Consider the following 14,033-nt stretch of genomic DNA (forward strand, 5'->3'; position numbering starts at 1 on the left):
GCGAGTCGTCAGATCAAAAGGGCGGGTGGCCACGAAGGAAGTGTGCGCGGTGTTATCTCATCAGACCCGCTGCACGTAGCGCGTCTTCGATCGTCCGCCGAATGCCGTCCGCCGGTCCCTTGGGACTCGGATTATCGTTGCTCCGAGCCTTGGGGATAGCGACGTCAGTGGCGACGCCTGGGTTCACCTGTCTCAAGGATGGCGCCGCAACCCCGAACGATTTGGCAATTTCCTCGGTCGACGAAATGCCGACGTCAAGCATGTAGGGCCCTGCCCGACCGTACCCACTTTTCGCATCGATCGGTGTGCCGTGGCCCATACCCTTGACGCGGTAAAGCTGAAGGCGTTCCTCCCCGTTGGCATTGACCCAGACCCGGCGTTCAAGCCGCGACGTCGGTTGGTCTACCCGGGGCGATCCTCGGGTTTCAACAACGCCCAGCCACTGGTCGACAATCGCATCTGCGTTGGCCGAGTTGACGGTCATGTCCTGCGTTCCCTGCCAGACCGATATCGCCGGCCATGGGCCCGTTGTTTTGGAGGCGGACCGAAGCAGCTTTTGAAGCGTGTTAGTGTCGGGAATGCCTTGCGCGCGCATGCGGTCGAACGCTTGGGGTATCGTGTGTGCCGTGCCATAGGGGAGGCCGGCTATGATTGCGCCGCCGGCAAAGACTTCGGGATAGGTCGCCAGCATCACATTGGCCATCGCTCCACCTGCCGAAAGCCCGGTTATGTAAACTCGCGAGGTATCGATGTCATAACGTGCTTCGGCGGTCTCGACCATCTGGCGGATTGAAAGCGCTTCACCATCGCCGCGCGCCATATCGTTCGGCTGGAACCAGTTGAAGCAAAGATTGGCGTTATTGCTGCGGGTCTGCTGCGGGAAGAGGACGACAAAGCCATAGTCGTCGGCCAATCTGCTCCATCCCGAGCCTGTGTCGTATGACGACGCCGTCTGGGTACAGCCGTGCAAGACGACGACGAGCGCCGGTCGTGGAATAACTGTCGATGGGACATGAACTTTTGCCTCAAGCTGGCCAGGGTTCGGTCCAAAGGCCTCGAATTCCGACAAGTGGCTCTCCCGAGAAGGGTCGACCGGATGGGTGCGGAACTGCTTGAGCAAAGCGAGGGTGTTAGACAAGGAGCGCATAACGAAACCTCCAGGCCGTAACGGCCAGGATGGCTATCATAGCGGCCTCATGCAGCACTCGGTAATCATTGCTGCAGTGCACAATATAATGCTGCGACGCAGCGTTTCAATGGAAGGCGCGAGATTTCGCCAGGCGAACGCAAATCCATCAATCGCGCCAGCGGTTGCTTCGACAGCCAAAGCTGCGGCACACGATCCCAGAAACGTTGTGAGGCGGCTTCCAGGAAATGGGCGTCAAGAGGCGCGACCCCGCGCTGATCTCTACGCCCGCCTTTAAGATCGGTATTAAGTCCTCCTGTGTCCGATCGCGTTTAATCCCCTCGATTGGCCGCCGTTCTTTCGTAACCTGAATGATTGGATATCGCTGCGCCCTCCTGCGCTCCATCATTCCCAACCAAAGAGGCCCGCCATTGTCCATGCCCTAGCGTAGAGCTGATCCTCGGTAGAGACCTAACTTCTCTTCCTGGAACTCGAAGCGGGCGTAGTCGTCAGTCGAAAATCAGCCATTTCCTTCGCCGTCAAATAATAAAGGCGATCCGCAGGCGTTTCCAAAGCGTTGAACCAGAGTTCAGCAGCAATGCCCATCGCCTCGAGATGGCGGGCGACACGTGCGGTGGCGGATTGTGTGGTCGACATGACCTCGTCTGCGGCAGGTATGACGTTGCTGACGTTAAATAGCTGGTGCACTCCAACCACCGCGTCTTTTTCCGCGAGGCGTTCAACGCCACCTGCAAGCACGATTGGGCACGAGGATGCGCAAAGTGCTCTCGACACAACTTTCGTCGTCAACGATTTTTCGCGTATCAGCTTGGAAATTGCCAGCGCGTCGTCGACTGAGCCGCCTGGGGAGTTGAGCGCGACGGTTCTTACATACTCGCCGCGAACTTCGATCTCTCTGGCAAAGCGCAAAGACGCGCCTGGATCGAAGGTACCTTCGACAAGCAGGACGCCGCCGGGGCCAAGTTCCAATGTCATCGGCTTGTTCAGCACTTCGGCCGGGCTCGATGGGCTTTGCGCAGCATCGCTCGGATCCCCCTTGGTTCCTGCAGGCGGCAGGAAAGGGATTTGGTAGGCTGGGTCGGGGGTTGACAGCTTGGGGCTGGTTTCCATGTTGCGAACGTCGATAATGAGAAAAATCGCCGTCACCGACAGCAATAGATAGAACACGCCTCGCATCGCGGTGCCATCGTCCAGGCGCTTCAAGGCCTTGATCGGTTCATCGATCCTCATGTGGGCGATCCTTGGGACGTATTCTCGGGTCGAGGTTTGTGATGTTGTTTGCCTCTTCCGTAGTTTTCTGCGCTTCAAGCTCGGCGGCAACCTCCATCAGATCCGAGCCGCTTTCCGCCAGCGCACGCTTCAATTCTATTGCCTGCACGAGTTCGGCTGCCGTGATGCGTTCGGCAAATGGCATCCTCTCTTCCTGTTTTCGGATCGCGCCGTGCACGACTGCAAGAATGAACACGAGTACACCGGGCAGGAGATCGATGGAGATGGCGCCAGCCCATGCTGGAATAAAGTCCGAAGCGTAGCGCAAAACTGCTTCGGCGGACGATAGTGGAACGAACCTTCGCTCCTTTACCGGTGCGCGCGCAAGGATCTCGTCAGCGGCGTCGGACAGAACCTTCGACTGGGCCGCTACTGAAGCGCGCACTGTCGCCATTACCCTGTCCTGGCGGTCAACTAGGTCGGCATCGCCACCGTCGGCGACAGGTGCAATAAAGCCGAGCGAAAGATCATCGGCCGCGCGACGGATCGAAGGAGCAATTGAAGTCTGTCCGAGCGAGGCTATGACCCCGGTGAGCGCCACGACTTCCGAGGAGAACTGGTCGGCACGCGGTTCAATGGCGCCGGGCGCCGATACCAGCGTGCGCATGGTCTCAAGCCGCTTTTGTCCTTGTTCGAACAACGTCGTTACCTGTTCGCGCGAGGCGTTGATGCCGTTCTCTAGATCTTTCATCTGCGCTGACATCTGCGACAGCAACTGAACGACGCTTCCTGAACCGGTCGTACCGGTCAGAGCGCCCGATTGCCGTTCCGAAAGCGCCAGCTGAGCAAAGCGCTCGGAGGCGCGCTGGATATCGGGCAGAAGACTCTGGGCAGCAAGTGCGTTCTGGTGCGCCTGGTCGAGGTCGGCGGTATAGTCTTCCACCGTCTCGGCCAGGTGCTGCTCAAGTGCCGCAGAACCTGCTAGTGCAGCAGCATTTAGCCAGCTTGACATGGCCATGATCATGACCGCGCCGATGGCCATCACACCGAGCATGGCGGCGCGGCCCGTATGGGTCGTGATATGCGGAAAGAAGCGCGCCATATAGGACCAGAAAGCGTAGATGCCGACCGAGACGGAGGCCGAGTAGATAATCGCTGCGAAGAAGATCGCCGTTGGCGAACCGTCCAGGATGCTGCGCACGCCGAGATAAGTGTACACGCCGGAGGCAAGGGCTAGGACGGCAATGGCAAACCGCGTCATCGTTTCGACGGCGGCGACCCCGTCGTGCAATCGCTGGGATGCGCCGGTCGCCATGGGCCAGTCTCCGTAGAAGGAAAGTATTCCTTAAAAGAGGATCAAGAAGCGGGCGGAATAAAGGCCGGTTTAACACCGCGTCCCGGACATCCGTTCTAATTGATTGGGACGAACCAAAGCGCGCCGGTCGCGGATAAGGTTCAACGGCACCAAGCAGAAGCGCACGCACGTAAATCACCTAGGAACTATCGCGTCCTCCGGCAGTTGGTGGTGTGCGAGAAGGAGAGCGCCGATGACCCCAGATATTCGAAACTCCACTTTCTATGTGTTGACCCAGGACGATCCCTCCGCGCCAACAGACGCGGTTCCGGTTGGCTTCGAAGAGGCCTATGAGGAGGCTCAAAGGCTCACCGAAAGCGGCTTGGCGGTTCATGTCCTTTATACTGAAGACGCAACTCAAATGCAGCTGACGCGGTTTACTGAGGCCGGAATCAGAACGAGCTTGGCTTCGCAAGGGTAAGGGGAACGGTCGGTTCTCGGCGATCGACAGGATTCACGAGTTCGTTCTGCCTGAGAAGTGATGAGGCCAGCAGTTTACCTTCATGTAAACCCGATGTGATCGCCGCTGTTGTCCTCGTCATTGCCTCGGCTTACCGGGCGCTTTTTGCTTTTAGCGACACGTTTGGGCGCCCGTCATAAACAGCACGACAATCATCACTTTTTCGTGTTCGTCCTGGAGAACTCTCAAGATCGCGACAGCATAGCTATGCAGGCCTAACTCGATGAGCATTCAGACCTCCAAGGCGTAAACGAGCATGTCGGTATCGAGAAGCTGGACGAACTCGCGCTACGAGCGCTGATCACGGTGTTGGAAAGACAAGCCGGGCGGTCTGGCGAAGAGGGAGATCGAGCGCCATCGCGCGGCCTCGGGCGTCGACTTGAGGTCCGAGCCGATAAGCGGTCGCAGGCCGCGTCAAGCCGACCGGAACATCCGGATTTTTCCGCCCTCTCCTTTTGGCCCACACAATGGCAGTCGAGCTCGCTACCCACCCCTCCCGCGACGGTCGGTCCGCCAGCGCTCGCCAAGATATCGACAGACGACGATACAAACTTCAAAAATGTACGAGAATGGAATCGTCGCAGTTTGCGTCTTCAAGGCAAAGTCGCACTGCCGAAGCGTAAAATCTGGTCGCGTAGGGATCGCTCAGCGACGCGACGGGCGGCCTCTCGATATTCGAACCAGACAAGTTTGCGCTCGCCCTTCTCCGGAAAGTTCCCGCGCAGGCCAGCAACTTTCATCGCAAAAACGTGGACCTTGCAAGAAACTTTCAGGCCACTATCTAACTTCTTCCTGTAGACGTAGTGGCCAATTGGAGCCCTCTCACAGCTCCCTTTTACGCCGGCCTCTTCGAACGCCTCCCTTGCCGCGACCTCATGAGCACGCTTTCCTTTCATGGGCCACCCCTTTGGGATGACCCAGCGACCGGTATCCCGGCTGGTGATGAGAAGTATTTCGAGCGGATGCCCTGTGCGGACACGGTAGCACAAGGCCGCATACTGCAACCTCGGCGGACGACGAAGCATCAACTGCACGTCGGCAAGGACCCTGTGCAGCAATTGCATGGAACGTTTTCTCCCTCGGCGCGAAAAGAGGTTGAAGAGGACGTCAAATGAACGGTGGAGCCTGTCGTTTGGTTCCTCCGAATCGCTGGACGGGAACCCGAAACCAATCGACGAGTTTACCGATAATCGCCACATGAGGATTTACCAATGACCGATCGTCTGATGATGCAAGACCCCCGAACACAGTACCCCTCGCCGCCGTTTGACCCTCAACCACAATCCATGCCCGGTATTGTTGGTAGGATGCATCCAAAGCCCGATCACGGCGAGAAAACCTACAAAGGGGCAGGTCGGCTGAAAGGGCGCAAAGCCCTTATCACCGGAGGCGATTCTGGCATTGGACGAGCCGCAGCGATTGCGTTTGCACGGGAGGGTGCCGACGTCGCCATATCGTTCCTGCCGGAGGAAGAACCGGACGCGAAAGAGGTTATCGAGTTGATCGAGGCCGAGGGCCGCAAGGCGCTCGCCTTGCCGGGTGATGTGAAGGATGAACACTGGTGCCGCGCGTTGGTGTCGCGGGCACTGTCCGAGCTTGGTGGCATAGATATCCTGGTGATCAACGCGGCCCGACAACAGTTTCGCAAGAACGTCTCGCTTGTAACGTCCGAGGACTTTGACGCCACGCTGAAGACCAACCTCTACGCCTTGCACTGGATTGCTCAGGCCGCCGAGCCGCACTTGCCCCCAGGCGCGTCCGTCATCACAACCGCGTCCATCCAGGCATATCAGCCATCGCCAATTCTCCTCGACTACGCCACGACCAAAGCTGGGATCGTCGCCTACACCAAGGCACTCGCAAAACAACTCATCGAGAAGGGTGTCCGGGCCAACGTCGTGGCACCGGGTCCGTTCTGGACGGTCTTGCAGCCAAGCGGCGGCCAGCCTGACGAGAAAGTGAAGAACTTCGGGAAGGACAGCGATTTCGGTCGGCCCGGCCAGCCGGTTGAGCTGGCCCCAATTTACGTCTTCCTCGCCTCGCAGGAGGCAAGTTTCGTCAATGGTGAAGTTTACGGTGCGACCGGCGGAAAAGGCGTTGATTGATGCCGTATGATTTCGGCGCGGCCGGTGCCCTACCAAAATCAGGGCCGAACCGCCGAGCGACGTTCGCGGTTAGAACTTCGTCAACGCTGGGCAGAAGCGCAAGCCGGGCGAAGCGAACCGGAGACAAGGAAGGCACGTCGAGAGGAAAAACTGGAGGAGCAGGATGGAAAGGCAAAGGGCAAGGAAAAAGTGCAGGCGCGCTATCCGATACTCCTCGATGGGAGATCGTCCTACGAGCGCGCGATCGCCACGCATGTTGGAGTAGTCTTTTTAACCGGGTCTGACGGCGAACTAGCGGATATCAGAACGGTCCGTAATCTCTATTTCCCTCCATGGGTGCAATGAACTTGTCTGGGCTACCTGGCCGCGGGGTTCACTCGATGAACTGGTAAGGACGTGGCCCGAAAAACGTCGCCGACCTCTGAACTCAAGCGGGGCTGATGGTTTCCGACATTGGAAGATTTGCGGCAGGGGCGTCGCGGAGGCAGATTGAAACGAGAAGCCGGGAGGCGTAGAGGTGAGAGACAATGCGTTAAATGAAAGCAACGGGCGCTGGAACATTTTCTGCGGCTTCCGTCGCTGGAACCGTGCGAGCTTGCCGGCCTCTGGCAAGGTCGGGGAGTTCCAACTGGTCATCCCTTCGATGGCGTCTTGGAGAACCTCGGCTGGTTCGGCAAACGGTTCGATCCGGATCTGCGGGCCGATGCCCTTCTTTTTCACGTCGGTGGGCGAAAACTGCGAGCCATCGATCCGAAGTGGGTTCCGCTTCCCCTCGCACTTCGCTTTCATGCGTTTGGAAGAACGGCCCTTGCCGCCGTGCTTTTTGCCGGTCTTCAACGGTGCCTTCAGGCAAAGGGTCACGTCGCCTCGATCAAAACGGTTGCCTTTGAAGGCGTCGCAAGCGCGGCCATGATCTATGACGACCAGTCGATCGTCGACCATTTTCGACGGATCAATGACGACAGCTTGATGGGACTGATGGCCATGCGAGATGACGATCGGTTTTATGTTTTTGAACTTGAGAGGGTCATCGATCCCATCGCGCTGGCGCAGAACCTGCCCGTGGGCTGACGAGAGCCAGCCGTGCCGTCGTCAAGGTCTAAGGGTCGCGGATGGTTCATTTCCGGGGACGACGCTCCGCTGCGACCGACTTTTTCAAGGCGTCCATGATGTTGACGACGTTGCTGAGTGGCGATGGTGTGGTTGACGATTTGGACTTGGCCCTGGACGGTTTCTTTATCGCCTTCTTCTTGGCAGCGATGATGTCGACCAGGCGTTCCTGCACGGGGTCCTCCACCATGCTGGGGCTCCAATCCTTCGTCAGCTTCTTTATCAATCGCTGCACAAGCGGCATCATTTCGGGGTCCGCCTTGGCGTCGCTCGCGGTGGTGAAGTACGTTTCTTCGCCACGAACTTCGTCGCCGTAGCGCAATGTCCAGAGCACGATCCCCTTGCCACGCGGCTCGAGCATGACGGCTCGTTCCCGACGCGATATGACCAGTCGTGAAATACCGACCATTTTCTGAGCTTCCATCGCATCTCGGATAACAGAAAAGGCCTCCTGGCCGACCGGTTCGCTCGGAGAAAGGTAGTAAGGCGTATCGAGCCATATCCACTCGAGGCTGTCGCGCGGGGTGAACGTCGAGATATCAATGGTCCTGGTGCTTTCGAGTGCGACGGTCTCAAGCTCCTCGTCCTCGATCACGACATACTCCTTTTCCCCGCGCTGGTAACCCATGACCTCATCGTCTTCCTTGACCTCTTTCCCGGTTACCGCATCGACGAAGTGACTGACGACACGGTTCTCGGTCTCGCGATTAAGCGTATGAAAGCGAACCTTTTCGCTCTCGGACGTGGCCGGCATCATCTCAACCGGGCACGTCACCAGCGAGAGTTTCAAATAGCCTTTCCAGTAGGGGCGGACAGCCATGGCTCAATCTCCCGTCAGCCGGTGCGACGCGACGTTGCCGCCTGTTTCGACTTGGAAGACGAGCTCGACTCTTTTTGCCGACGAGCGCCCTTGTTTGCGTTGGCCGCTTGACGCTTGGACTTCGACTTGCTCGCATTGACGCCCGCGCTCTCGCGGAGCGCCTTGAGCAGATCGCCGGGTTTGGATGCTACGGGCAACTTTTTCTTCGGCAGGGCACGCCCCTCGATTTTGGCTTTGACCAGCTCGGCAACAGCCGCCTCGTACCGATCATCAAAGTCGCCGGGGTCAAAACTGCCTTTCTTGGTGCGGATAATGTGCTCTGCAAGTTCCAGCATCTCGCCCTCGATCTTGAGGTCGGGAAGCTCCTGGAACGCCTCTTTCGAAGATCGCACTTCATAGTCAAAGTTGAGGGTTGCCGCCACCAGCCCCTTGCCGTGTGCGCGGATAAGTACGGTTCGTAGCCGGCGAAAAAGCACGGTCTTGGCGATCGCGGCGACCTTGGCCTTAGCCATCCCATCACGGAGCAGTGCGAAAGCCTCCCCGCCCATCTTGTCGGGTGCAAGATAGTAGGGTTTGTCGAAATAAGTTGTGTCGATCTGCGAGCAGGGAATGAAGGCCTCGATCTTCAGGGTCTTGTCGCTTTCCGGAACCACCGCTGCGACTTCTTCAGGTTCCAGGACGACGTATCGTCCACCCTCGATTTCATAGCCTTTTACCTGATCGTCGGCCTGAACGGGCTCTCCCGACTCGCTGTCAACGAACTCGCGCTTTACCCGGTTGCCTGTTTTTCGATTGAGCCTATGGAAGCTGATGCGTTCGGACGAGGACGCGGCGGTGTAAAGTGCCACTGGACAGGTGACCTCTCCGAACTTGATGTAGCCTTTCCAGTTCGCTCGCGGGGCAACCATGGCTCCATTCCTTTCGACACCCGGGAGGGACGCAACCTGTCGGTATGCAAATCGTTCCACGGTCAATTTCGTCAAACTCTACGAAACGTCTAAGCGCTTTTGTCAGGTGCCGTTGTTGCGACGAGAGAGCCTGCCAATCATCAGGAACGTGCGAAGGCCAGTTTACGGTTCAGGTGATTTGAACGCATCATGGCCGCCTTGGTTCAAACTAGCGCATGCTCTCGAGACGTTGACGTTCCTTCTCGACTTCGTCGGCGGTGTAGGGATCGAGCGTCTCGTCAAAGCGTGTCCAGCCCTGTTCCGTGTAGGCGGCGCGGCGTTGGACAGGATCCACCCAGGTCCCTCGGCGCAGGATCGCTTCGGCATCCGCCTGGAGCGCGTCGTCGACCCGTGCCGTGACGACCGTGCCACCGCGCCGTACGCCTTCCGCATAGACATGGGCATGTTCCTCCGGAACGCCCGAATCCGTCATCGCTCCGATAATCCCGCCGGCGGCACCACCTGCTACCGCGCCGGCGGCAGCACCCGCCGCGGTCGCGGCAAGCCAACCGGCTGCGACCACCGGCCCGACACCCGGGATGGCCATGAGCCCGAGACCAGTCAACAGGCCGCCAATGCCACCGACCGCAGCGCCGACACCGGCGCCCGTCCCAGCGCCTTCAGCCGCGTTGCTTTCGTCTGCAGTGCCGTACCAATCGCCAACATTGTTGGAAACGATGCTGATGTCGTCCGACGGCACGCCGCGATCTTCAAGGGCTGACACTGCTGCTTGGGCGTCCGAATAGTCGTCAAAAAGTCCACTAACGGTTTTCATGGGAATTTCCTCGTTGCTGGAGTTAGTTGGCAACAATGTTGCCCTGGTAGTCGAGCGCGACCTGCATGGATTTGCCGTCCTTCGAGGCAGTTGCACGCCAGACGCCCTTGTCGTCGAGCTTTAGACCGGTCACATCGGTGTAGCCGGCATCAGTAAGGCGATCCTTGGCCTGTTCTTCAGTGAAACTGTTGGCACCGGCGACGGGCGCTGTTGGATTGGTGGTGTCTGGTGTTGCCACGGCAGGCGTATCACCATCTGCCGTAGCCGGAGGTGTGGCGGTCTGCGCGAGCGCGCCCAAACTCGATGCGCCGAGGAAGACCGCGGCGAGCAGTACGTTCTTCATGATGTTCGGTTCCTTGTTCTCAGCCCGTTAAAGGCAATGTTCAAACTCGGCGAAACGCTTTTGGTTCCTAAGCATTTGGTCTTTTCCACTCCCGACCGGAGCACTCGAACCATGAGCGGAGGCTAGTCCGCAATTCTTTGCGCTTACGCAAGTTGCATTTGCCGAAGTCGGGTGGGAGCTGCTTTTAGCATCAAGAAGTCAACGCCGGACGTTCTCTGCTTTGTAGGAAATGTGATTGCTGCGGATAGTCGACGTGCCATCGTGAGCCGAGCCTCACTGGCACGCCCAATGGTCTGGCGCCGCAGATCTCGTTTAGCGTTGGCCCTCGAACGCCGTCCGCCGAGACCCATCAGTTAGAAGGTGCCATGCTTATTTTCTGGCGCTTTTGCCTCTTTGCATAAGAAGCTGCATTTCTTCAAATCGGCGTCGGCGTTCGCCATCTTCCTGGTCGGAAGAGTAGCAAGTCCGGGAGACGCAGAAGCGTAGGAGTTTTGTGATCGGATTTGGCTGATCGAATTCGCAGTCGAACGTATCTGACATTTCGGCCTTCTTCGTATCCGATCTCTCAGAATATTTGAAGCGGACGCCAGGGGGCTTAAGCTCAGGGAACGATTGCACGACCCCGACATTCAGCGTGTCGGTCATGAAAAAATTCCTTGCGACCGACGTGCAGGCCGATTCAAGTTCGGCACTTTGGGCAAAGGCGGGGCCAGCGATAAGAACTGCGGTGACAGGAAGCCATTTCATTTTCCTCTCCATTCGCACTTGGTCCACACGAAAAGGTTGTTGCGTGAACCCGAAAAGACCGGGAAAAGTTCCAATCCATGAGCAAAATGCGGACAACCGATAGAAACCCACGCCTGGTCCAAGAAAATCTCCTACCACCACGACCTCATCGAGGTTTCAAGGAGCGAATGGAGGGACGCCGAGCTTAGAGGTGGGCCGCCAGTCGATGTCGTCATGCTGGACAAGAACCTTCAGGGGATAGCGGGCTTCCGGTAGCAGACGCCTGCAAGGAGAAATCGATAGCGTTTCTTATCTTGAAGTTCGGGAGCGCCCAAACTGCCCCAATTCTCTCCAAGCCGTTTTCGAGCTAGGCCCTCATCGAGGGGGTTGAGGCCCTTCTTGAGCAAAGCAAGAGGAACGGCATCTTCCTCAACATGATCGGACAGTAGAGCCCTAAGCTCGCAGCACCGCAGCGTCCGTTGGCGGACGCTGCGGTGCTGTGCAGGGGCTGAGGGAGTCCCTGCGCAGGGCGGGGTTGTTCCACGAGATCGATCGCAGTCGCCCAGCGTCTTCATTGGGCAGCGCCTTCGGATCGAACAAACGCCAAGCCGAGTGCCGTATGAGGCAGGGAACAAGATAGCGATCCGCTGGTTGGATCGCAACGAAGGGCCCGCGTCAGAGAACCAGGAGGTTTGTGATGATCGAAAACCCGGAGAACCGTAGACAACAACAACAGCAACCTATTTCGCCCTCACAAGAAGGCGGCCCTTATTCTGGGGGGGGCGAGAGCGATGCAGGTCGGCCCCGCGTCGACCAGAACGTCGCGAGTGACGATCTTTCGGGCCAGGCAAAAGCGGCGGCAGCCAAAGTCGTGGATGACGAAAAGGGGGCATTGGCGCGCCAATTGCGTGGTCTTGCTGGCGCCATGGAGAAGGTGGGATCTGAACTTCGCGATTCCGATCAACCGGGGCTTGGCCGCTACACCCAGGACCTTGGAAATTCGATCGGACGGCTGGCCCGCGAATGCGAAGACCGGGATCTCGGTGAAATCGCGTCGATTGCAGAAAACTATGGGCGGAAGCAGCCCCTTGCCTTTCTTGGCATGGCAGCGATTGCGGGACTGGCAGCGAGCCGATTTCTGATCGCTTCGGCAAAGCGAACGGCCACCAAGACATCGAACTCCTCGTCATCCCCCCGCGCAGGCGACGATTGGTCATTTGAAAAGGACTTCCGCGATGCATAACCCCCGTGACGACCGCTCTTTACCCGACCTGATGACGGGACTGGTGACCGATATAGCCGGACTGTTTCGCAAGGAGATCGACCTCGCCAAGGCCGAGGCAAGCGAGAATATTGACCGGGCGATCGGCAGCATCGAGACGCTCATGGTTGGCCTTATCTTTGCTATTGCCGCGATCGGCGTGCTTCTGAGCGCTGTGGTCGAGGGTCTGGGCGCCTTTTTGATGCAGCAGGGAATGCAAGAGGCAAATGCCCATGCGCTCTCAGCGGTCGCCGTTGGTCTTGTCGTCGGCGTCCTCGCGTGGGTTATGATTTCGCGCAGCCTTGCCAGGCTCGGAAACCGCAGCATTCGGTTTGAAAAAACGACGGCGTCGCTCCAGCGCGACCTCGACGTGGCCAAGGAGACAGTGAAATGAACGTCGACATGCATTCGTCCGCGGACCTTCAACGGGAGATCGAGACCGACCGTCAAAGGATTGAAGAAAAACTGCATGCCATTCAAGAGCGAATGTCGCCTGGCGAATTAATGGATGAATTCATCGCCTATGCCAGAAGGAGTGGAGGTGCCGACTTCCTCAACAATCTGGGTGGGGCAATGAAGGCGAACCCGATCCCAGTCGCATTGACAGGGATCGGTCTTGCATGGCTCCTTGCCGATCCCGCCTCGCGAGCGCCTCAAGCGTCGGGCGTTGACAAGGGAGTGGATGATTACCCGCTTGCGCGAGTAAAGGGCAATTTGCGACGGGTGGGACCGATCGAGGCAAATTTTGGCGAGCGCTACAGCCATTTTGAGGATGAGGACGGCAGTCGTTTTCGCGCGAAGACCGATGCGGCCGGCCGAAGGGCCGGTCACTTCGTCGATCCAAGTGGAACCGTCTATCGCGGTTTCGCCGATACGTCGGGCCAGGCGATTGCGGAAATCCGGGATGAGGCAGGCAGTTTGTTCGATGAAACAACCGGCTGGGCATCAGCGACATGGCGTGAGGTGAAGGGGGCGGCCAGCGGTGTTTCCGGTGCCGTTTCAGATGCCGCCCGGTCAGCAACCGACAGCATTCGGAGCGCCCATGAGAGTGCTCAGGATCACGGGGCGCAGCTGAATGCCGCCATGCTCAAGACATTTCGAGATCAGCCTCTGGTTGGCGGAGCGCTGGCCTTTGCGATCGGTGCGGCCATCGGAGCGGCACTCCCCGCAACGGACTTTGAGGATGAGACCGCTGGCGAGGTTTCGGATCGCGTTCGCGGCCAGCTTCAAGCAACGGCTGGTGCAGCTGCCGAGGGCGCGATCGAGGGTGCCAAGAACGCCTTGGGAGAGGCCAACAAGCCTGAAAACGAAAACCCTTCTGGCTGACGGCTGGAAATTGTCACTGACCGCAACCTCGCGGACGCCCGCTGTTTGCTTGGGGCCGAGGCGATCCCCGCGCGCGCTGAGGATTTGCGATCTTGGCGTTCAGGAGAATGCCGATCGCGTCGCGAAGTCTTCTCTGCTTTTGGGAGTGGCGGCAGCCGTCCTTCGGTTCCTGCGGCAATGCGGCGCGCCTCGCTCAATCGAGCGAAACGCCGTTCATGCGATGGGCAACTTCGATAACGCGCACGAATTTGTCCGCTCTGATTGTGCCGATCGCACAATCGCAGATTGCATCCTTACCGATCAGGCCGTAAGCGGCAACGAGCATCGCAACCTCCCTGTCGAGGGCGGTGCGTAGCTCACCGTTCAACACGTACCAATCCCGAGAAGTTAAAATCGGCGCGGGAACGCTTTCTGGAACTTTGCGGGGAGGCTCGGGTTAAGCGATCAACT

General features: G+C 58.4%; 16 protein-coding genes. 6 read left to right on the forward strand and 10 right to left on the reverse strand.

Annotated elements, in window-relative coordinates; all coding sequences use genetic code 11:
- Positions 1-52: 52 nt before the first annotated feature.
- The 3 genes from IB263_RS31020 to IB263_RS31030 form a co-directional block, all read right to left on the reverse strand.
- Positions 53-1,147: a PHB depolymerase family esterase gene (locus IB263_RS31020; RefSeq protein ID WP_029742846.1), complete on the reverse strand. Its 1,095-nt coding sequence runs from the start codon at positions 1,145-1,147 to the stop codon at positions 53-55.
- Positions 1,148-1,597: 450 nt separating this feature from the next.
- A complete protein-coding gene (locus IB263_RS31025) occupies positions 1,598-2,377 on the reverse strand; it encodes an ATP-dependent Clp protease proteolytic subunit (RefSeq protein WP_029742847.1) in 780 nt (259 codons plus the stop codon).
- Entirely contained in the window at positions 2,364-3,671 is a 1,308-nt protein-coding gene (locus IB263_RS31030) for a hypothetical protein (protein WP_029742848.1), read from the reverse strand. The genes IB263_RS31025 and IB263_RS31030 overlap by 14 nt, the downstream gene beginning before the upstream one ends.
- Positions 3,672-3,903: 232 nt before the next feature.
- On the opposite strand from IB263_RS31030, the gene IB263_RS31035 reads away from it, so the two are divergent.
- Positions 3,904-4,131 carry a hypothetical protein gene (locus IB263_RS31035; protein ID WP_029742849.1) on the forward strand — a complete coding sequence of 76 codons (228 nt, stop codon included), beginning with the start codon at positions 3,904-3,906 and terminating at the stop codon, positions 4,129-4,131.
- Between the two features lie 632 nt (positions 4,132-4,763).
- Here IB263_RS31035 and IB263_RS31040 read toward each other — a convergent pair.
- A complete protein-coding gene (locus tag IB263_RS31040; protein ID WP_112977425.1) occupies positions 4,764-5,234 on the reverse strand; it encodes an NUDIX hydrolase in 471 nt (156 codons plus the stop codon).
- Between the two features lie 147 nt (positions 5,235-5,381).
- Between IB263_RS31040 and IB263_RS31045 the strand changes: the two genes are divergently transcribed.
- Both IB263_RS31045 and IB263_RS31050 read left to right on the forward strand, forming a co-directional pair.
- Positions 5,382-6,275, forward strand: a complete 894-nt coding sequence (locus tag IB263_RS31045) for an SDR family oxidoreductase (RefSeq protein WP_090300832.1) — start codon at positions 5,382-5,384, stop codon at positions 6,273-6,275.
- 552 nt (positions 6,276-6,827) lie between these two features.
- Complete coding sequence (locus IB263_RS31050; RefSeq protein WP_112977424.1) at positions 6,828-7,346, forward strand: DUF4334 domain-containing protein; 519 nt, start codon at positions 6,828-6,830, stop codon at positions 7,344-7,346.
- Between the two features lie 46 nt (positions 7,347-7,392).
- Here IB263_RS31050 and IB263_RS31055 read toward each other — a convergent pair whose 3' ends face one another.
- From IB263_RS31055 to IB263_RS31075, 5 genes are all read right to left on the reverse strand, one after another.
- The gene (locus tag IB263_RS31055) at positions 7,393-8,205 is read right to left on the reverse strand and encodes a Ku protein (protein ID WP_192439454.1); all 813 of its coding nucleotides are present in this window, start codon (positions 8,203-8,205) and stop codon (positions 7,393-7,395) included.
- 14 nt (positions 8,206-8,219) lie between these two features.
- On the reverse strand, positions 8,220-9,113 hold the full coding sequence (locus tag IB263_RS31060) for a Ku protein (protein ID WP_029742953.1): 894 nt from the start codon (positions 9,111-9,113) through the stop codon (positions 8,220-8,222).
- 208 nt (positions 9,114-9,321) lie between these two features.
- Positions 9,322-9,927 carry a general stress protein gene (locus tag IB263_RS31065; RefSeq protein ID WP_029742952.1) on the reverse strand — a complete coding sequence of 202 codons (606 nt, stop codon included), beginning with the start codon at positions 9,925-9,927 and terminating at the stop codon, positions 9,322-9,324.
- A 22-nt stretch (positions 9,928-9,949) separates the two neighbouring features.
- Entirely contained in the window at positions 9,950-10,270 is a 321-nt protein-coding gene (locus IB263_RS31070) for a PepSY domain-containing protein (RefSeq protein ID WP_029742951.1), read from the reverse strand.
- 369 nt (positions 10,271-10,639) lie between these two features.
- The gene (locus IB263_RS31075) at positions 10,640-11,017 is read right to left on the reverse strand and encodes a hypothetical protein (protein WP_034800313.1); all 378 of its coding nucleotides are present in this window, start codon (positions 11,015-11,017) and stop codon (positions 10,640-10,642) included.
- 676 nt (positions 11,018-11,693) lie between these two features.
- On the opposite strand from IB263_RS31075, the gene IB263_RS31080 reads away from it, so the two are divergent.
- From IB263_RS31080 to IB263_RS31090, 3 genes are read left to right on the forward strand one after another with little or no spacing between them, the layout of a single operon-like run.
- Positions 11,694-12,239, forward strand: coding sequence for a nutrient deprivation-induced protein (locus IB263_RS31080; RefSeq protein WP_162728928.1), 546 nt, complete (start codon positions 11,694-11,696; stop codon positions 12,237-12,239).
- Positions 12,232-12,651, forward strand: a complete 420-nt coding sequence (locus IB263_RS31085; protein ID WP_034800315.1) for a phage holin family protein — start codon at positions 12,232-12,234, stop codon at positions 12,649-12,651. Before IB263_RS31080 ends, IB263_RS31085 begins: the two co-directional genes overlap by 8 nt.
- Complete coding sequence (locus IB263_RS31090; RefSeq protein WP_060606898.1) at positions 12,648-13,583, forward strand: DUF3618 domain-containing protein; 936 nt, start codon at positions 12,648-12,650, stop codon at positions 13,581-13,583. Before IB263_RS31085 ends, IB263_RS31090 begins: the two co-directional genes overlap by 4 nt.
- A gap of 193 nt (positions 13,584-13,776) precedes the next feature.
- Here IB263_RS31090 and IB263_RS31095 read toward each other — a convergent pair whose 3' ends face one another.
- Positions 13,777-13,953 carry a hypothetical protein gene (locus IB263_RS31095; protein WP_162728929.1) on the reverse strand — a complete coding sequence of 59 codons (177 nt, stop codon included), beginning with the start codon at positions 13,951-13,953 and terminating at the stop codon, positions 13,777-13,779.
- Positions 13,954-14,033 lie beyond the last annotated feature (80 nt).

It is taken from the genome of Ensifer sp. ENS03, assembly GCF_014852035.1.
Classification (GTDB): domain Bacteria; phylum Pseudomonadota; class Alphaproteobacteria; order Rhizobiales; family Rhizobiaceae; genus Ensifer; species Ensifer adhaerens.